The sequence below is a fragment of the Paenibacillus sp. 01T424 genome, from assembly GCF_056398745.1.
Window position 1 is genome coordinate 22,315 of sequence record NZ_JBFTPZ010000022.1, and the last position, 21,427, is coordinate 43,741.

The following is a 21,427-nucleotide window of genomic DNA, read 5'->3' on the forward strand; positions in this document are numbered from 1 at the left end:
CCTGTAAAATAACAGTATTTTTTGAAATCTAACAGATTTCGATTAGAAACAAAAAAAGGGCCGTGCTCTTATGAGCATTGACCCTTTTTTGATCATGGCTATTGATCACTTATATGACGATACTGCGGTATGCGTACGATAACTGAAGTGCCAATCCCGGATTGACTATGAATTAATATCCCGTATTCGGATCCAAATAAGAGCTGTAATCTTTCTTGCACATTTTTAATGCCATAACCCGCACTTTCATGTTCAAGAATACGCTTAATCTTATAAGGTTCCATACCGACACCATTATCCTCCACAACAAATACAATATCTTCACCGTCGAGACTTGCCCGCAGGATGAGTTTACCTCGGCCCTCCCTCTTAAGATCGATGCCATGCATAATCGAGTTTTCAACAATCGGTTGCAAAATCAAATGGATCATTTCAAATTGAAACACCTTGTCGTCCACATCAAATTCTACGTCAAACCTTTTATTGTGCATTGCTAATTGAATATGTATGTACGCTTGGACGTTTGTCCATTCATCTTGAATCGAAATAATCTGCTTCCCTTTATTTAAAGTTGTTCTGTAATAACTAGATAGTTGATTTACCAAGTCACTAATTTCTTGGGCATCGATACGCAGCGCTTTTGAATTAATTAAAGATAAAGAATTGTATAGAAAATGGGGATTAATTTGAGCTTGTAGCGCTTTCAGTTCGGCAGACTTTTGCGTAATTTTTGTTTGATATACCTCTGAAATGAGCTGATTAATTTGTTTAAGCATAGAACCGAATCGATTGGTAAGCTGCCCGATTTCATCTTTGGAATTCGCTGATACAACAATAGTAAGATCACCGTCTTCCACCATCTTCATTTTGGTGTTTAATTTCTCGATTCCTTTTAACAGCGTTTCTGAGAACAAGAAGATAATAATACTTAGAAAAACCATGCAGATGAGTACAATGATGCCCGTTGCGCTTAAAATATTGCCAATGCCTGTTTTGTACTGATTGTCGGGAACCAAATAATGAAGTATCCAATCGGTTTGAGGAATATCTTTGTTTACAACTAAATAGGATTCGCCATCTAATTTTGCATTTGAAGTGCCTTTCCTTGAAAGTGATTGAAGTTGAACATCATCCATCTGCCCAGCATGCTCTGATAATACGGGCCGATTCTGTCTATCGGTAATGATGATGCCATTCCCTCCGTTCACTCTGCCAATGAAATCACCGAAGATTTTGTGGTAATCAAATCTAACATAAAGTACAGCGCTCACGGTCCTAAACTCGATATTGTAAATCACTCGTGTGGCAAACAATTCTCCATCTTCAAACCACCACTTGGTTGTATCACTGCCCTTTGTTTCTAGATACCAATCCTTCTCCTTAATTGCAGATGAAGGCGTCATGAAGTTTCCTATTTCAGATTGATGACTTTCGGAGTACAACATTATCTCATTCATATCCCTAACCATATACATCAAGTTAAAAAAAATAGGTTCAATTTTATCATTCAGCATCATTAATTGTGTGTACAAATCCAGATTCGGGTTACTCATCATCTCGATAACCGTAGGATGGAAAACAATCGATTTTATTGACACATCCTGCCTCTGAAGTCGGTAACTGATCTCTAAAGTGACTTTCTTCGCCTCGTTATCCGCACTTTGCAGAAACTGGCTCTCTAATGAAGATTTAGAGTTATGGTAGGCATATAAGCCCAGTACAATGGTTGGCAGGAAGATGACAATCACATAAGAAAGTAATAATTTCTGGCGCAGGCGGAGATTACGGATAAATTTGAGTAGAGTCACCTTCGCCCACCTACCTCACGATATTGAACTGGAGTCAAGCCATTATATTGCTTAAACATTAAATTAAAATAGGAAGTGTTCGTGAATCCAACTGTACTGGCAATATCAACAACTTTAATCGTTGTATCTCGCAGCAACTCCTTCGCTCGCTCCATACGAACGGCTGTAATATATTTGACTAGGTTTTGGCCTGTATTTTTTTTAAACAAAAAACTTAAATAACTTGGCGATAAAAAGACGCGATTGGCTAAATAGGCGACCCCAATATCACTTCCGTATTCCATCTGGATGAGAGTCTGTACATCTTCAATCACTTTGCGGCATTGATCATCTGTCGCCGTTTCGATTTGCAGCAAATGCTCCTGAAAAACGGATAAAATGACTTGCCTCAACTCAGCAATCGAATTGCATAGTGCGATTCGCTCAAAACCATTCTTTAATAAATTGCTGTTTCTTTTGCCTTGAGACTCTACTATTTTTTTTAATATGTCTGTAAATAATAGCTTGGCATACATAGAACTAAAGCGCTTACAACTTTGCATACTTGCAATGAGAAACTCTATTCGATGCTCAAGTGTATAATATTCCTTTTGTGCAATGGAAGTATAAATATCCTTCAGCATAAGCTCTAACGATTCGTCGTCTATATGGTCATGAAAGCTTTCATCTTCTTTGGAACAAACGACACTGCTTTCCATAAAAAAACGAAAATTCATTAACTCTTCCATTTGGGTAAACTCATCATGAAGTCCCTCTAGCTTCTCTACCGGACTACCAACAATAATAAAACTTCGCCGGTCGAAGCGAGTCTCCAGCCATTCTTTAATCCAATCCCCATAAGCCATAAGCTCTTGCAGGTTATCGCGGTTCTTTGAAGCTGGATCAATAGCGACTAGCATGATGCTTTGATACTCATTCAAATTTAAAAAAAGCATCTCATGTGTACAAATCGATTGTAGAAAATCGAACGCTTCTGTATGATGTTGATCAAAAAAACGATTTTGCAATCCAATCATAATCATATACATTCGCTTATTTACCAGATGATTTAGGCTTGCAAAAGCTGCCCGTTCCTCGTAATGAACGTCACTCTCACGACCCTGAAAGAGATCAAACAGGAGCTTCTCTTTCTCATACGCCACTCCTTTATGAAAGCCTTTAACGAGCAGATCCTCTTTCTCTCTCTGAAGCMGTTCGTCTTCAAGTATAGCGATGATGAAATGGAACACTTTTAGGAATTCCTTCACATCAATCGGCTTCAACATATAATGAACCGTTCCAAGCTGAATCGCTTTTTGTGCATATTCAAATTCCCCATATGCACTGTAAATAAGTACTTTAAGGTTCGGAACGACTGCTTTTGCCTGCTTAATTAACTCTAGACCGTCCATGAATGGCATGCGAATATCTGTGAATAACAGATCTACATGATGGCCCTTTATATATTCCAGTGCCACTTCCCCATCATTGGCCTGAGCAACAGAAAATGGTAGAGCATGCTTATGAATAAGCCATTCAATGGCTTCGATTTCAGCTTGTTGATCATCGACGACTAATATATGATACATATTTTCCTCCCTGTCTGTTCAAACGATCGCTATTCACTCACCACTTGAGGATACTCTCTACAATCCAAAGCATAGCACACAGGACATTCCCATTCATACCATTGTATTAAATCACATTCTTAAATTCTTACTTCCAAATGAATTCTGTTAGGTTTCGCAAAAATCTGTTATTTCGATGAAAATGACATTTATACTACAATGATAAAAGTATCGAGAAACAAACTATCTATTTGGGAGGTCTTTGTATGAAGAGAACATGGTTTGTCTCCGCTATCGCTATACTCGCCTTCACGATCCTATTTACAGGCTGCGGTAAGAACAGTACGGAGAATAGCAGCACAAAGGGAAATGCAACTGCGAAGAATACAACCGATACGAAAGAAACAAAGGATCCAGAACCGGTAAAGAAAGTGAAAGTCAGATTATCGTATTGGAACAAAGAAGACAGTGTAAAGACACTACTGCAATTATTCAAAGATAAACTTCCCGATGTAGATGTGGAGTATCAGTTCATCGATAACAAGACTTACGCAGATGTCATCAAAACACAACTTGCAGCAGGCGAAGGTCCTGACATTATCGGTGGAATAATTGATGCTAATACTGTCAAAACAGGTTACTTCGAAGATTTAACAGAACGCTACGCTAGCAAGTATTATGAAACCGGCACGTCCACTGTAACATTTGATAATAAACTGTATGGGTTGCCGCAAGCGAGTTGGTTCAACGGGGTTTTCTATAACGTTGAACTATTCACCAAATATAACTTGGAAGTACCAACAACGCTTGATGAGTACTTCCAAGTAGCGGATGTGCTGAAGAAGAATGGCATCAAACCCCAAGCGATCGGTCTAAAGAATCCTAACGTCGCAGGCCAGTCCTTCCTCGGTTTGGCATTAAATGATTTTATCGGCACAGAGGAAGGGAAAAAATGGAATAACGATTTTGGTAAAGGAACCGCGAAAATAGCCGATGCGCTGGAGCCTGCTTTGACAACATGGACTSAATACTTGAAACGCGATATCTTCACCAAAGATATGCTTGGRCTTGAAGAAGAACAAGCCATAGACGAGTTTACAAGCGGCAAGGCAGCTATGTTCCAAGCAGGGCCTTGGTACATGGAAACCTTTAAGCAAAAAGCGCCAAACATGAAGATTGATATGTTCCCGAACCTGGGCACGAAAGGCGGCCCGGGTTGGATGGTAGGCGGTCCCGGAGTATCGTTTGGTTTGAATGCGAAGTCCGAAGTCAAAGATGCGGCGTACAAGGTGCTTGATCTGTTATCCACACCAGAAGGCCAGTATGCTTACTGGGCCGATAATAAAGGCGGTTCATCTTTCTTGAAAGGCGTTACTTTTGAAATGCCAGCTGAATATAACGGTGCTCAAGAAGCTTTCAAGGCGGGCAATGTTATGTTCCCTGTTAATAATTGGGGCGTTGCTTTTGCTGCTTTCACAGATCTGGGAAAAGGTATTCAAGAACTCATAGCTGGTATCAAAACGCCTCATCAAGTACTAGAAGCGGTAGATAAGAAAGCAACTGAACTGCTGGAGAAATCTAAGTAGGCCGAATATAAAATACAAGGGGCAAAGCGATTTGCCTCTTGTACATCCTAAATGCTAAAGGTTGTTGCACATGAACAAACCAAACATTTTCAAACGAGAGATCAATTATGTTCTGCTTTTGCTTCCCGCCTTACTTATTTATTGTACCTTTTTCATATTTCCGACGATAAAGACCGCTTTATACAGCTTTACAAACTGGTCGGATGTGCATCCGGTTGCTGTCAAATTTGTTGGTCTAGACAATTATATTGCTTTATTTAAAGATTCAATCTATTTGWCAGGTATTAGAAACACTTTAATCTATGCGGTACTTGCGATGCTTGGACAGAATATACTAGCCATTCCATTAGCGGTGTTTCTTAATAAAAAATTAAAAACAAAAAATCTGCTGCGAGCTGCGTTCTTCCTTCCTGCGGTGTTCAGCGTATTGGTTATCGGTTTTCTCTGGAATTTTATGTACTCTCCCTCCGACTTTGGCTTGATTAATCAGCTTGTAGTCGCTCTTGGTTTTGAACGCATCAATTTTCTCGGAGATCCTCATCTTGCACTTTATTCGGTTATCCTTGTCTCCGTATGGCAGTGGGTTGGTTACACAATGGTTATTTATTTGGCCAACTTGCAGAGCATCTCAACAGATTATTACGAAGCGGCGAAGATTGACAGAGCGAGTGGGCTGCAAATGTTCCGCTATATCACACTTCCTCTACTGCTTCCGGCGATCACTTTCAACACGGTTATGGGGATGATAAACGGCATGAAGGTATTTGATATTGTTTATGCCTTGACTGGTGGTGGTCCGGGGTATTCTACGGAAACGATCGTATCACTCATGATCAAGAAAGGGCTCAGTGAAGGGTTCTATAGCTACGGAGCCGCATTCGGTATCGTCTTCGTTATCCTCGTAGGCATCATCACCTTTATTCACATTTCACTAATCAAGATGTGGGAGCGGCGGTAATCATGAATCGATATACTAAGGAAACTGCTGTCACGGAAATTCTTATGCTCGTCTTAGCGGTGATTTTTATGATCCCAGTTTACTACTTGATCATCACAACACTTAAGACGCCAGCTGATGCGGTCTCTCAACCGCTTGGCCTTCCAGTTAACATCACGTTCGACAATTACATTCGTGCCTTTAAGGCAATGAACTATTTTCATGTGTTAGGAAACAACCTTATCATTACGATTTCCTCTGTTGCGGGTATTGTAATCTTTTCTGCGATGGCTGCTTACAGCTTGATACGACGTACTAATCACTTCAATCGGATCGTGTTCCTTTTATTCATGGTTGGGATGATGGTACCATACCAAATGGGGATCTTAGCACTTTATAAACAGGTAGCCCAGCTTGGGCTTATGAATACCTTCACGGGGATTATTCTAATAGAAATTTGTTACAGCCTTCCGTTCTCTATCTTTTTAATTAAAAGCTTTATCAGTTCTACCGTTCCATTTGAACTGGAAGAAGCGGCAAGAGTAGACGGCTGTGGGGTTTGGAGAACATTCTGGCAGATTGTGTTCCCGTTGCTTACGCCGGTAATTGCCACTGTAGCTATTTTGAATACACTTGCTGTGTGGAATGATTTCATGACGCCATTGTTGTTCTTGCAATCCCGTTCAAAGGGTGTATTGCTCTTAGAAGTATTCCGCAACATTGGGCAATTCTCGACCGACTGGACGAATTTCTTCCCGATGATGCTCCTGGCGGTTGCACCACTCATTCTGTTCTACATTTTCATGCAAAAATATATCATTAACGGCATCACGTCCGGCTCGCTAAAGGGATAGGAGTATAAAGCTTTGCATGAGAAAGCTTTGAAGCTGAATACTTCTATTCCTAGATAGTGCGCTTGAGACGAACTAAATTTCAAGAAAAAAAAGCTGAGTGGATCGTTTTCATCCACTCAGCTCTTAGGGTTATTTTACAATAATTTGTATAACATCACTTACCGTTGTTCCGATTCCATTCATAAACTCACCGCGATATTGATAAATGCCAGGAGCTTTTCCCGAAATTTGTGTATTTGCCGATTGGGCATTTGGTGAGTGTGAAGATAAAGATTGCGTTTCAATAAGTTCGCCATTTTCATATAATCGATACTGTGCTGCGTTCGTGCCCCACCACATATTTGCAGTAATGGTATAGTTCCCATCTTGATCCCAGTTGTCACTGGATAACACAGGTTTGCCAGGATTCGCATCAATAACGGTGACGGTATGTGGTTCACATGAAGTCGTTCCATACAAATTCGATAACTCACATGTATACACATAGGTTCCATTTGGCTTGCCTTGAATTGGAATAATGGAAGTTTGGGCAGCTGGCGAATCAACGGGCAATGACTTCGTTTGGATCAATTGGCCATTCTCGTACAACTTATACAGTGAGCCATTGGTTCCCCACCACATATTCATCGCAACATCATAATTGCCATCATGTAAGCCTGTTGCAACACCGCTATTATTCGAAAGAGTCGGTTTACCTGGCGCCTCATTCACAATCAACTCCGGACTAACGGAATGCCGTTCGAATTTGACTGCATCAACCCTCGTATAGATCATATCGGCAGGAAGTGTTGGCGGGTCTACCGTTGTAGGAGTAACCCTGGTTAAACGAACATACTCGCTGCCGTCTCCTGTAAAGTCGAACGTTCCTAAATTAACCCAGCCCGATGAGCCAACTGTTGCATCGATATATGTGACCTCGGTACCTGACTGATGCTTCACTTCCACTTTGACATAATTATCGTTTGCCGTCGTATGGACGATCTTGTAGATGGAGACCGTATATTTCCCCTCTGGAAACTGGCCTTTCCACGTTGCTGATGATCCTTGTACTGTAGAGTAACGGGACTTAACCCCAATTTTGTATCCGGCTAAGTTGCTTTGGCTCCAAGACCCTTCTGTCGTGTATAACCCCGTTGTATTTGTACTGTCGACGATAACCGTTAGGTCCTTGATCGTGATGGTCAAAGGCGGTGTTGTTAAGGTCACTCCGTCAATCGTTACAGTGGCCCATACCTCAATGTGATCTGTGTCTCCATCGAGATTTAGAAGGGTCAATCTACCGCTGCTATCCACTTCAGCCAGATCCGTACGATCAACGAAATACTGCACATTGGCCTGTGTAAGATCACCGATCAAACCGTTATCCAAATAGCCGGTTACGCTCAGTTGTGCGGTTTGAGTCATTTGCAGCTCGTTCCGATCGGATAGGATCACCGCAGACTCCAATTGCGGCATCCTGTTCGGGTCTACCCACATTATTGCATCGGCAACTACACGAGACTTATTGGCCTTATTGGTTAGTTCCACGTACCCGCTATCGCCTGCTGCAAAAGGATAATCGCCTAAGTGCACCCAAGTTCCAGTTGCCGTTGTCTCATCAACAGCAACCGTCTCGGAACCCCCGCTATAATAAACGGTAAATGAGGCATTCGTTGCCCAGTTTTCACTCGCAGCCGTTATTTGCGGAAGCTTGTAATACACACTGTAAGTAACAGTATCCGGCAGCTCCGGCCGCCATATAATTTTGCTTGTCGCTGTGCCGGTCGTCGATTTGGCATACACATAGTTATCGTAGTAATAGTCGTTAGCCGTTGTATCCCTTATCCAGACCCCTTCTGTCTCCGCCTCGGTATTATCTACAATAATAGATGAACCCTCCTGCCAATCGGGTTGGACTGGAGTTTCGGATACCTTATCAGGCAGATAAAGTGTCCGTTTGCGGGTCTGTTTCCCGTCCGATTCCACGTAATAAGTGAAGGTTTGAGATAAGTCGTTCACCCGTATTGACCATTCCATCGGATAGATCGTATCTGGGATGGTTGTATACGTAGCCCCGCCATCCAAGGAATAATGGATTTTCGCTGGTTTCGTCGTTTTTGCCTGTACATAAGCATCATAAACCGTCTCGTCGGGCTTCACGATCAGCATCCCTTTAACCGCATCGATTGGACTGTGGGTATCGAAGAAGTAGCTTGCATCCGATGTATCAGCAGTTCTAACCTGATGCAGCGGCACATCAATCTGGAGTCCCTCTACAATGATAGCGGTTATCCCTTTGCTTGAAACCGTAGCTTGAATGATTCCGTTACTCATAACCGCTTGTTCTGGTGTACCATTATCGCGGATGATGGTTACGGTATAATCTTGTGACGGGTTGAACCCAATGATTTCCGCATTCAGTTCAATCGAAGTCTGAACTTCATCTGACGATGCGTTGCTTAGCCCGATATAGAATTTATCCCCGCTCTCTCCCGTTATCCAGTTCAATTGAGGATCGTTAGTCTGAATAATTCCCTTGGGCATCCAGAGCCAAACGTCGGAATTACCGTAGAAATGACCTGGCTTATTGCCATAAAGGTGATATTTGAACCATAAAAAATTCGTTTCGAATACGGAAGGAAATGTAATACTCCCGTTCGATTTTAATGATTGTTCGCTGATCAAATAATCCATCGTTTGCCCGAGCTGCCCCGGAATATGGTGATAATAGATGGATGTAGCCCCGCTTGGGCCTTCCAGAGGGAAATCCGGTTCAAGTTGGCTAACGGCAAAGCCCTTATAGTAATAACCTGGATAGCTGGAATATCGACCAATAACCGAATTATGAGCGATATCCTGCAGCAGTTTATCACCTGTATAGAGCGACAATCGCAGCATGAATGGAGCTTCCTGAGCATTCATCCGATAATAGCCGGTTGTGCTTCCTGCTTCAAACGTCAATCCGTTAGGTGAAACAAGCCAACTATCCGCTTGTACGCCTCCTGCTACATCTTCTGGGAGCTTGCTCCTAGGATATTGGTATTTACCGCTTTCCGGCCAATGGAACGACTCCGCGTAATTATACGTCTCGGGCTGCGGAATTGTAACGGTACCTTCAGGAACTGGTCGAGCAACGAACATGGTGGCATACCGTTTGGCTTCCTTATAAGCGGCATTCAAGTATTTGGGATCCAGAGTTTCCTCGTAAAGCTCCAAAATCTCCATCCACAGCTTGCTATAATAATAAATGAATTCATTTTTACTCACATTAACGGATTCAGGAGTATCGATATGCTGCAGGATATAGCTGTCGGCTGCATCCTTGGCAGCCTGTAAATACTGCATATCTCCCGTCATCCGATACATCATCAGGGGCTGAATGACAGGACCCCGGTCTTTTTGGTCAGGATCACGCACGAGGTATTCTTCCTTTGCCAGCGCCCCAATTCCTGCCGAAGTGCCCATCATCTGATTGACAGCGGCTACGCTTGAAACATCGAACGGCAGGGTGGCCATTTTCCATAACGAAGGCACGCCGTACACTTTCTTCTGCGTCGGCGACCAACCGATGCCATTTCGCGAAACGCCATACTGGACGGACGGCAATGCTCTCGTATCGTAAAGCTGGTCATCCCCAGTCAAATAATAAGCCCCCAAAAGAACGGCATTCGAGCTTGTTCGAACGCTATCCTCGTTTTCGATATCAATAAAGCCCTTGGCACGGCTCCACCACCCGCTGGGTGACGGGACAAACTGAACAGAGTCGTCCCCTTGCGGCTCTACCTTAAGCAGATCGATCATATTGAACATCGCGTCGGTAAGCGACAGGCCTGAGACATTTTCCCGATATGCCGAATAACCGTACTCATTGCGAAGAATATCCGCGTAGGACTCATAAAGATTGCTTTTTTGTGCGATTAGCCCCATATGAAATTGATAGGTGTTTTCTGCGGTCATTTGCGAATAAGTCCCTAATTGAGGAGCATATAGGATTGGCTGCACGCTGCCTTCGTTGTTGACAAGGCTCATGYCAAGCCGTTGTTTCGTAACGCCTCCCGTCGGTTCAAATTCAACCGGAAGCTCTTCCGAAGGTACAAATACCCCATACGTCAAAGGATTCCCCGCGCCGTCATTCTTCTCCACCAGACTCATCGGAGCGCTCAGCTCCCTAAGGCTTGTGGATTCCACCGTACCAACCATTTTTGCATGCGACCTAAATCCATTTAATACTTCATTGATGCCAGTGATTTGCTCTGTTGTGAAGGACTGATATCCAATCACATAATTGCCATCGCGGCGAGGCGTGAAGGTGAAGGAAACATCTGGTTTATCCCCTGCCATGGACCAGTTCACTTCAAAATCGTAATCACTGCCATGCATAGAATCGGTTAAAACCGCCGTGTGGCTGTCTGGAAAATGGATTCCGTCGAATGTAATCCAGCGTTTGTTCATCGTATCGTAGTAATTGGTTCGACTCCCCGCATTCCCATCCAATAAAACCCACTGCTCCTCAAGCCTTTCCGACACATTGTTTATTGGCATCCAGTTCCCCGTATCCGTGTTCTTGTAGAACATGTCACGAACGATGGATTTGCCTCCATCCCATGCTGCCTCATAAAAGGTCGCCTTATAGTTTGCATTTTCAATGCTGCCTTTTTCTGTGTAACTGAGATTCGCTAATGCACGGCTCCGCAGCGCGGGCAACGGCGGAGCTTGCTGTCGGATATTCCCTTCAAATTTGACTGCATCGGCCCGAGTAATAATCGTGCCCGTCGTAGGTTGCATTCGAGTCAGCCTGACAAATTCGGTATCTTCACCACTAAAATAATACTCTCCCAAATCCACCCATCCGACCGATGGACCTGACGTAGGTCTAAGATCCATAAACAAAACATCCGTAATCCCGTTGTGAACAATCTCAATCTTTACATTACTGTCTGCTTTATCCGCCCAATCAAGCTTATAGAACGATATTCTCGCCGTCCCTGCATCCAAGCGTGGATTCCAAGTGATGCTTCTACCTACCGCGTCCGTATATTTGGAACTGGAATTATTGTATCCTTTCACTCCCGCACTTGTGGTCCAATAAGGAGCGGAGAACCCGTTACTCGCGTTACCTGCATCTACGGTGACGATATTATCAATGGTGAGGCTTCGATCATCAATAATGATCGTCTTATGCGGCTCTTTCTGCTGAATATTCCCTTCGAACTTGACCGCATCTGCTCGCGTAAGTATCGTGCTCGTGGTGCTGGTAGACCGTGTCATTTTAACGAATTCTTCACCAACCCCAGAAAAATAGTACTCTCCCAAATCAACCCATCCCACTGGAGGGCCAGATGAGGGTCTCAGATCCAGAAAGAGTACATCCGTCGTTCCATTATGAACGATTTCGATTTTTACATTGCTATCAGCCTTATCCTCCCAGTTAAGCTTGTATAACGATATTTTCGCCGTTCCTGCTTCCAAGCGCGGATTCCATGTTATCGATCTGCCTGCTGTACTCGTATATTTGGAGCTGGAATGATCATACCCCTTCACCCCTGTGCTAGTGGTCCAATTTGGAGCCGAATATCCATTGTTCTCGTTACCCTCATCAAGTGTCACAACATCATTAATTGTGATGCTTCCGTCATCGATGATAATCGTCTGATAAGGTAAGGTCTCCGCATAAGCGGTCGTTATTCCGACCAGACTGAAAGGAACTACTATCGTCAACATGAAAACGATGAAGAAAAACAGCTTCCTTTTGACCAAACCACTCACAGCCTCTCCTTTAAATGATAACGCTTCCAAAATAATAATGCCCCCTTTGCTTGAATGATCGTAAAAAAGCAATTAGCCTTATCCATCAGCTAATCCAGCTCCTTCGTTTTTATCATAGCATGTCACATCACCATGAAATTTCTTTCATTTTAACAATTTCTTATAAGATTTTAAGCGATAAGAAACGGCTTGGCCGTCCTATGTAAGAGTAGGGTATCCGTTTCTCATACAAATAGAAGAATACTTTATCGCGTGAAACATATAAAATCTTCTATCAAAAATTCTTATATCTAAAAAAAAGAAACCTACATCCTAATTGACCGCTCATTTGCAGTCAGATAGGATGTAGGTTTTCCAAGTGAACAAATCTATTATAATGGCGGCTGCACCACTAGCAACTTCCCAAGCTGAATGACCGTTTGATCATACCAAGCTGGATGCTGCCGAACATGTTCCATACTTTTTGCATTGCCGCTTGCCTCAAACACGGCCGCTTTGTCTGTCTTCTCGTGATCGACTTCGAAACGAACCGTATGTTTCCCATTCGGTAGCTCCGGCAAGAAAACATATTGATTTCGATTATGATCGTTATAGGGTGTGAATCGATCGATAAGGAAGGGTTCCCCACCATCAACTGACACCTTCAATCGGCCAGAATCAGGCCCCCCGATATCGAATAGCCCGAGATGGGTCCCCTCGAATTGCACCGTGATAGCCTCTCCAGGATCGACAGCTCGCCATAGGCCAGGGAACAACCAATTGTACTCTCGCACTAACGCAAAATCATCGGGGGTCATGTAAGACCATCCTTCCGAAAAAAGAGTAAGATTATCCAGCGGCAGCATGGATGCATACTCCCAAGGATTAGCTGGGACCAACGGATTCCGAGGCAATTGATGTTCCAATCTTCCCTGATGATCGCGAAGCTCGCTTATTTTCTCAAATGACCGAGTAATCGTATTCGTATAAATCTGATGCCCTTCGGGAATTGTCGGATGGACCGAATCATGCGTAAAAATAACGGCTCCTGGATTGGACTGTTCTGCCCTTGAGGTGAAAATGAGCTTTCCATCGGAAACCAATTGACTGACCGCTACGCCCAGATGAATGGAAGGAATACCGTAATAATCAGCCACTTCCTCCTGCATAATAGCCCCCTTCTGGTATTCGCCGGCTTGAAATAAGGGCACATCTCGCTCCTTCAACGTATAAACGAACAAAATGTCGGTAAACGGGCTTCGCTTGCGGATCTGTCGGACAATTCCTTCGATCCTCGCCTTGGATTCAGGGACTCCGCCATCGTTACCAACAAATTCGACAAACACGAGATCAGGCTGATGACGCAGTACATCCGTCTCCAAGCGGGCGCAGCCAAGGTCTGATCCTGTCCCATCAATGCCTGCGTTCACAGAGCGGATTTCCGAATTGGGATATTTACCTCGAAGCCAATCTCCCGTCATGACCCTATATCCTTGAGAACGTGTATTGCTGCCGCCAAAATAGACAATTGTCACGGTTTCCCCATGTTCCAACTTCGAAATGACATTAGGCAGCCCTCTTCGAGGGAATAGTTCCTTCATCGCGACTTCACCTGCCCTCACTTATTAATTTCGGAGCAAAGCATTTTACAGCAAACACTTCATAGTAAGGAGAACCGTAGGTTGCGCAGAAATGAATCTGGATTCGGGTTACGCGTTTCGCATCCACCTTATGTTTATTCAGTGTCAGATAATTACCGCGGATAATGATTTTACTCTCGGTTCCGTCTTCTAAGGTCAAGGTCACATCATAATCTTGGATAAGGAGCTCGATCGGATCGTCGAAATGCTCCAAATCCAGCCGTGAATTGAACACAAGATGGATTTCCTCCACATTTTTGGGGCTTGCAAAGCAGAATTCCAACCATTCCTGTCCTTCTGTACGTTCAGATATCCAACCGTTCGGCAGACCATAAGGTCTGGAGAAGCCATTGACGACATTCTCTGGGCTATACATATTTTGGGATGGCACCAGGTCTTTGAAGCAAATGCTCTTATTAAGCTTCTTCAGCTTAGACGGAACCTCTGGCCTATAATGGAAGCTGACCGCTCCTGTCAACTTCTCTTCATTTCCATATACAGCAAGGCTCGCCGCACCTTCCAGTACGATGTAGATTTTGTCGTCAGCCGGCTTCTTGCAGCTGAGGTCCAGCGTAATCCAGTCATCGTGACCTGCTGCGATAACTAATCGGTAATCTTTCAGCTCGCTGGCAGGAATATAGTTTTCCTTCCGCTCCCCGCCAAACAGCTTCACTTGCAAAGTTTCCGAATGCTCGGACCTATTTTTAATCTTGATCCGTACGCTTTCAGCCGTGGATGTCTGAATCGGCAAGACCAAACATAACGCGTTCTCCAAGGAAATCTCTTCGGTTGAATGAAGATTATCATAGCTTCGCTGAGACGAGGCATGAATCGTTAATCCGTCAGCGAAATAAGGATCCAACTCCTCTTGAAGCCCTACAATCGTTTGCCCGTCTCGAAGCAGCTGCGCTTGAAGCTCATCCATATGGGCTGTGACTATTTCCGCGGGGTCTGCCTCGTATTTTAAGCATAACGCAGCAGCCGTTCCTACCGCCTGCCCCATACAACCGCAGGTTGCCATAACCCTTGTAGACCCGAAAGCCACGTGGGTAGCGCTTATATTGCGGCCAGCGAACATAAGATTAGGAATATTGCGTGAAAATAAGCTGCGGAAAGGGATATTATACAATCCCGGCACGAAATTCCACGCTGTAGCCGGCCCCTCATCGTAGATGCCTTTATTCGCATGCAGATCCATATACCAGCCTCCGACAGATACTGCATCCTCGAAATGAGGTTTTGCTGTAAGATCGTTCTGAGAAAGCATGTGCTCCCCTATGAACCGCCTCGACTCCCGCTTTCCCGGAATCGGGCATACATAATCCAGGATGAGATTGTCCACATCATCAAACTCGCCGCTATTTTTGATATAATCCCAAATCCCGTATACCAATTTACGCAGTTCCAATGCGATGTCTTCATTATTCTTAATAATATCCATGTGCCCGCCGTATTCGAGCCACCACAATCCGCCAAGACCGTTGATTTTCCTTGGAAAAGAGCGATGGTTTAAGCCTTTTCTAATACTATCAAAAAATGGCAACTTCGTAATATCATACGCAAAGCCAGGTCTTTTGTATGGAACGGAATAGTCTACGTTACGAGCTTGAAACAGAATCGTATCGCCCATGGTGTAATGATCCGCCACTTCAGGAGCCAAATCCTCCTTGTATTCATGCTTCGCCTCTCTTCCCCAACGGAAGTGAGCACCTGCTTGATAACCAACAATTCCATCGCCGGAGCAATCGATGTAGGTTCGGCTTTCAAAACGAAATTTTCTTTCAGAAGCGAGTTGAAGGCCTTCCACCCATTGAATTCTGCCGTTCTCCATCCCCGTTTCATGCACGCATGTATTCAGGAATAGAGAAATATTAGGCTCAGCATAAACCATGTCGAGCAAGACCGTATCCGAAAGCGAAAGCATAAGCTTCTTGTTGTATAACGGATTATAATGAAAGATCTTCAGCTTGAGTTCTTCTACCAACCCGCCCTCACGAGCATAATAGGATGGACTGTTTCCGAGATATGCAGACCCGTTGATATGAACCCTGACCTCGCTGCTCGCATTTCCTCCAAGAACCGGCCGATCATTAATTAGTGAAACCTGCAGCCCTTGGCGTGCGGCAGCAATAGCAGCACAAATTCCAGCAATACCTCCGCCTACGACGGTTACATCTGCTTTTATAAGCTCCATTTTGATAACCTCCATGATTAGATCCTTCTATCATGGTAATTGTTTTGGTCCCCTTTTTTTTACATGATTTCGCGAAAAAATCATACATTTTTTGCAACCTTATTTGGATTCGTACCGTGTCATTTTTATCCGGTATTGCTTAGGAGTCTCACCCGTATATTCTTTAAATAGTTTGCAAAAGTAACCTTCATTGACGATTCCTACTTCCTCGCACAATTCCAATAAAGAATAATCCTGAACATTTAACAGCTCGAGAGCTAATTGAATTTTTTTACGGTTGATGTAGCTAATCACGCCTTCGTTCATTGTTTTTTTGAATAAGCTGCTAAAATACGACGGAGCTAAATTCACATCCTCGGCAATAGCCTCCAGCGTTAATCGCTGTTTCAGATTTTTTTCTATAAACTGCATAGCACTCATGATTTCTGCACGATGTAATAGCTGGCCAGCATGGACATATTCGAATGTGAAGTCGCCAATATAGGCAAGCTGCTCTTGAAATGCCATAAATTCCATGGGGAATTCTGCTACTTCTGTGGCCAGCTTGTTCCCTGATTTAAACTTTATAGTAATGTCTCTATACAAGTCTCGAAGCATGGGTGCCATGATAGACTTATGGATTTTATGGTCCGAAACAAATTGGTTCAAATCAGCAAGTTCTTTCTCCAGCTCTTCCTTGGAAATCTTCCTTTTCACCCACATAAGAAAATCAGCTAATTTCTGCTGAAAGTCTGCTTTTTTGTCATTATGGTATGGGAACCGATGCATGGGTGTTTTTACTATTTTCTCTGTATGATAATAGAAATCCTCACTCACATTTTTAGCTTCCGTGTACGCTTGTTTGATCGATTCCCAGCCTCGATGCGGACCTCCAAAAGCGACGGATACCCTTTGATTCAAATATTGCTGCAAATGAGAGACGATCTGTCCTCCCAATGATTGGCAAGCATATTCCGTTTCCATATCACTGCGGTTATTTTCCCAGGAAAGAAAACCAATAAAGCGATTATCGGACAGATCCGCAGCTACGCCACTTCCACCATTCATCACCGTTTCCTCGATTACATTCGTCATCGCATATTTCAAGATGTTTTGATCAGCGGCTGAGTATTCGTTCCGGAAACTTTCATACGTATTCATTTCAACAATGAAGCAGCAATAGTTGGCTTGAAAGAAATGGAACTGCATGCGATTGGCAAAATCCGATGCCCGATGGGAAGGAATTTCGCCTCTGATCAGTTCGTTAAAAAATTGCTTTCGGACTCTATATTTATTTTCAAGCACGGATACGTTTAACGATTGAAATTCCGCTTCTTTTTTCTTCACTTCATTTAAAATCCCAGCCGCCTTAGATAAGGCCCGATCTAAATCCGCTTCCTTCAGCGGAACTTTAACAATGTACTCCAATACGTTGGCATGAATAGCTCGCTGGGCGTATTCAAAGGATGAATAGGCGGTCAAAAGGATGTATTGGGTATGGGGGATCTCCGGCTTTAGCTGCTCAATCATGGAGATTCCATCCATTCTTGGCATAACGATATCGGATATTACGATATCCGGCTTAAGCTTTAAAATTTCCTCGATCCCATTCAGCCCATTATTGGCTTTTCCCACTAGAACAAATCGCTTATCCCTATGAGAGAGCTCGTTAAAAAACAATTCCAATCTTTGAATGATCAGGTCTTCATCGTCAACAATGAAGCAGGTATAGTTTCTCACCATTATGTTTCTCCTTTTAGCAAGTCTGCTGGGAATATGGCGCGTACCCGGGTTATTTCCTTAGGTATGCTAACGATTTGGAGCCCGTATTGTTCTCCGTAGTGAAGTCTAATTCGGCCATGAATATTATTTAACCCGATTCTTTTCCTTTTCACTTCCACATCACTCGGTTCTGAAACTAAAATATGTTTTATTTTATCAGCTGGAATTCCCTCGCCTTGATCAACGACTTCGATGATGATGATGCTTCCCTCCCTGTACGCATGAATCGTTATCGGTCCTTCGATCCCTCCTCCGTTATAGCCATGGAAGATACTATTCTCCACAAGGGGCTGTAGCAGCATTCGAAAAACTGGGAAATCTATTAACCCTGCTTCGATATTTTCAATCAAGTGGAAGTTTCTGTTATACCGGATGTTCTGGATCTCGATATAGTCCGCTACATTTCGTAATTCCTGATGTAGGGAAACCTTCTCTGAAGCGTCATCTATCCCATATTCCAATAATGAAATGAGCGATCCGATCACCACATCTACTTTCTCTATTTGTCCGAGACGAATAACATTGCTGATCGAACCAAGCGTGTTATACAGAAAATGAGGGTTGATTTGAGACTGCAGCACTTGAATCTCCAGCTTTCGCTCAAGCTCATTATGAAGCTCCGCTCGTCGTATCAATTCCACAATTTGCTGCAGCATACGGTCGAAGGCGCGGGAGAGATCTCCGAACTCATCGTTTCGTTTAATCGTTATTGTCGTTGTAAGGATGCCTTGTTCCACCCGTTTCATTTTTGATTTGAGCGCATAGAGCGGAGTCCTTATATACTTGGCAATAAAAAAAGAAACGAACAAACTTAAGAGAAGACCTGCGGCTAGAAGCTCGATATAATAGGTTTCCAATCTGGACAAAGCGGCTTTCAAGCGTGATTCATCATTGATCGAAATAATGGTCCAATTGAATTTCTCCGTCGGTTTTTTCAGAAGGGAGACCGGCATGCCGTCCTTGGTATGCAGTTGAAGGGTTGTTTCTGCCGTATCCAGAATTTGTTCTGCTGACGTTTCCCCGATTGAAAACGTATGATCTTGAACATTCAGCGGTCCTCTATTTTCCGAAAATCCGGCAATGATCTTACCCGATGCGGTGATCAGAGCCAAATTCATTTGTTCCTGCTTATTAATCTTGAACAAGGTTTCTTCAATAGCATTTAGATCCAAATCTACGGCAATGGCCATCGGAAACGGAGCGCCATTCAGATATCGAACCATCGTAACTGTCCAGCCGGAATACTTGGATTTGTAAGGATCACTGACGAAGGTCGTCCTTCTGTTCTTGTCGGCCGCATAAAATAAAGGCTCTCTTTCCGCTAACGGTTCATCGAAAATACGGGTAGGCGTGCTTCCGCCTACAATGGATAAATCGCTTTTGATCAAATAAATATTACTGACGTAATTACTGTTGAGTTCATATAGCTCTCTTAATTGCTTTTTGATTACTTCCGTATTGTCTATGTTGGCTTTCACCGATGTTTCGACCGAGAACAGGATCGTCTGGAAGGAGGAAAAATTAACGGTGAAATACTGATCGACCTTGTCAAGTATTTGGTTGGTGTAGAAGATGTCATTGGTTCTTATTTCCTTTTGGACATAGCGATAGGACAATTGGCTTATCAAGATGATGCAGCCTAATACAAACGCAAACACGATAAAAAATAATTTTAAAGGCAAGCTGATTCTTCTTCGCATTGCGCATCTTCCTTTTTGAGTCCGTATTAAAATGACAATAAAGAGAGGGGCTACGAATAGCCACTCTCTTCGTTCATTTACTTGATTAAGCCTGCTTCTTTAAATTGCTTGATTGCTGTTTCCTTATATTTCTTCATGTCAAACTTGGTATCCAACGTTTGGAGGAAATTGTCCCAATTGGATAGAGGGTCTTTGCCCGTCATAAATTTGACTAAGCTTTCATTAATGAAACGCGAGCGGTCAGTTGCCAAGGTATCGCTAGGGTCTGCGGTCAATAAGTTTCCAGGCAACGTTGGCCCCACATATTGCTGATTGTTCACGAAAGCTTCTGCGGTCTTAGGATTCTGGAAGCTGAAGTACTCGGCATCGTCACCACGGCGCGGCATTCTGTAATGATCGACCCATAGGTACTTTTCTTTCATTTCCTTCGATAATTCGGACGTTTTATTTTTGATCTTGCCGTCCACTACATCCCAATGAATTCCTTTGATTCCGTATGCAAAATTCGGATAGGCTTCTTCGTCCGTAAAGAGATAATTCAGCATGGACAAGATACGAATAATTTTGTCCTTATCCGCTTTCTTGGAAATGGCCCATGAATTGCCTTGGAACGATTTTCTCTCTACGATTTGATCGCCGTAAGGACCTATCATTGGAGGAATAACGATCCATTCCGGCACCTCTCCGCTGATTTCTTTCATTTTCTGCTGATAATCCGGCTCCAACCTGCGCGCATCCCTGATCATGAAGCCGACTTTCCCTTTAAATAGCTTTTGGTCCAACAAATCAGGCGAAGTCATCGTCWCCCAATCGGGGTCTACTACATTGGCTGCCATCATTTTATTAATGTAAGCAAGCGCTTCTTTCATTTTGGGATCGATAAATAGAAATACCGGTTCATTATCTTTCACTTCAATGGCTGATGGAGGATTGACGCCAAACATCCACATCAAGCTATCGAAGCCATAGGTTTGCAAACTGCCCTCTTTATTCATGCCGCCGATGAATCCGTACGTATCGTTTTTGCCGTTTCCGTCCGGGTCTTTCTCTGTAAAGGCTTTCATGACTTCAAACAGCTCGTCAGGTGTCGTTGGCACTTCCATATTCAGCTTTTTCAACCAATCGTTACGGATGAAGAAGCTTCGGCTGATACCGTTTACATTATCATAACCTGGAACTCCAATGGTTTTCCCTTGATAGGACATCGCCTCCCAGGAGTCGCTGCTAAAGCGTTTCTGAAGTTCAGGGAATTGATCCAGATACGGTGTCAAATCCGCAAGAACACCTTGATCATAATATTGCGCGAGATCGGACCGACTTTTCAAGAAAAGCAAATCCGGGATATCCCCGCCTGCAATAAGCGTATTTAGTTTGGTTGTTGATTGCCCAGCTTGAGGAATCGTCATATCCAAGTCGATGTTCATTGCCTTCTCCAGCATTTGCCGTTGAATGTCTTCATCGCGTGGAGGAATCGGAGCGGCAGCGTTGAACGTGCCTTGGTTAAACATCGTGATTTTCATTTTTTTCGCAAACGGGTTATCCGTGGATGGTGAACTGCTCGAAGCTGTAGGCTTAACCTCCTCTTCTTGATCCCCACATCCCGACAATAGCGTTCCCAGCCCTACAATAGCAGCTAGAATGGCAAATGATATCTTTGTTCTTTGCATATTGACCTC

The 21,427-nt window shown here is 43.5% G+C and carries 11 protein-coding genes; 3 read left to right on the plus strand and 8 right to left on the minus strand.

Annotated features, from left to right (window positions below; genetic code table 11):
• Nucleotides 1-98: 98 nt before the first annotated feature.
• On the minus strand, nt 99-1,808 hold the full coding sequence (locus tag AC1DPK_RS17415; RefSeq protein WP_441883116.1) for a cache domain-containing sensor histidine kinase: 1,710 nt from the start codon (nt 1,806-1,808) through the stop codon (nt 99-101).
• The gene (locus AC1DPK_RS17420) at nt 1,805-3,376 is read right to left on the minus strand and encodes a response regulator transcription factor (RefSeq protein WP_477511129.1); all 1,572 of its coding nucleotides are present in this window, start codon (nt 3,374-3,376) and stop codon (nt 1,805-1,807) included. The genes AC1DPK_RS17415 and AC1DPK_RS17420 overlap by 4 nt, the downstream gene beginning before the upstream one ends.
• A gap of 245 nt (nt 3,377-3,621) precedes the next feature.
• On the opposite strand from AC1DPK_RS17420, the gene AC1DPK_RS17425 reads away from it, so the two are divergent.
• The 3 genes from AC1DPK_RS17425 (at nt 3,622) to AC1DPK_RS17435 (ending at nt 6,732) form a co-directional block, all read left to right on the plus strand.
• Nucleotides 3,622-4,941, plus strand: a complete 1,320-nt coding sequence (locus AC1DPK_RS17425) for an ABC transporter substrate-binding protein (protein ID WP_477511130.1) — start codon at nt 3,622-3,624, stop codon at nt 4,939-4,941.
• Nucleotides 4,942-5,011: 70 nt separating this feature from the next.
• On the plus strand, nt 5,012-5,899 hold the full coding sequence (locus tag AC1DPK_RS17430; RefSeq protein ID WP_477511131.1) for a carbohydrate ABC transporter permease: 888 nt from the start codon (nt 5,012-5,014) through the stop codon (nt 5,897-5,899).
• A 2-nt stretch (nt 5,900-5,901) separates the two neighbouring features.
• Entirely contained in the window at nt 5,902-6,732 is an 831-nt protein-coding gene (locus AC1DPK_RS17435; RefSeq protein ID WP_441883124.1) for a carbohydrate ABC transporter permease, read from the plus strand.
• Nucleotides 6,733-6,861: 129 nt separating this feature from the next.
• Here AC1DPK_RS17435 and AC1DPK_RS17440 read toward each other — a convergent pair whose 3' ends face one another.
• From AC1DPK_RS17440 to AC1DPK_RS17465, 6 genes are all read right to left on the minus strand, one after another.
• Nucleotides 6,862-12,507, minus strand: a complete 5,646-nt coding sequence (locus AC1DPK_RS17440) for a golvesin C-terminal-like domain-containing protein (RefSeq protein WP_477511132.1) — start codon at nt 12,505-12,507, stop codon at nt 6,862-6,864.
• Between the two features lie 341 nt (nt 12,508-12,848).
• Nucleotides 12,849-14,057 carry an SGNH/GDSL hydrolase family protein gene (locus AC1DPK_RS17445; RefSeq protein ID WP_477511133.1) on the minus strand — a complete coding sequence of 403 codons (1,209 nt, stop codon included), beginning with the start codon at nt 14,055-14,057 and terminating at the stop codon, nt 12,849-12,851.
• A 7-nt stretch (nt 14,058-14,064) separates the two neighbouring features.
• Nucleotides 14,065-16,290: an FAD-dependent oxidoreductase gene (locus AC1DPK_RS17450; RefSeq protein ID WP_477511134.1), complete on the minus strand. Its 2,226-nt coding sequence runs from the start codon at nt 16,288-16,290 to the stop codon at nt 14,065-14,067.
• A 99-nt stretch (nt 16,291-16,389) separates the two neighbouring features.
• The gene (locus tag AC1DPK_RS17455; RefSeq protein WP_477511135.1) at nt 16,390-18,012 is read right to left on the minus strand and encodes an AraC family transcriptional regulator; all 1,623 of its coding nucleotides are present in this window, start codon (nt 18,010-18,012) and stop codon (nt 16,390-16,392) included.
• Nucleotides 18,012-19,751 carry a sensor histidine kinase gene (locus tag AC1DPK_RS17460; protein WP_477511136.1) on the minus strand — a complete coding sequence of 580 codons (1,740 nt, stop codon included), beginning with the start codon at nt 19,749-19,751 and terminating at the stop codon, nt 18,012-18,014. The genes AC1DPK_RS17455 and AC1DPK_RS17460 overlap by 1 nt, the downstream gene beginning before the upstream one ends.
• A gap of 77 nt (nt 19,752-19,828) precedes the next feature.
• Entirely contained in the window at nt 19,829-21,418 is a 1,590-nt protein-coding gene (locus AC1DPK_RS17465) for an extracellular solute-binding protein (protein ID WP_477511137.1), read from the minus strand.
• Nucleotides 21,419-21,427 lie beyond the last annotated feature (9 nt).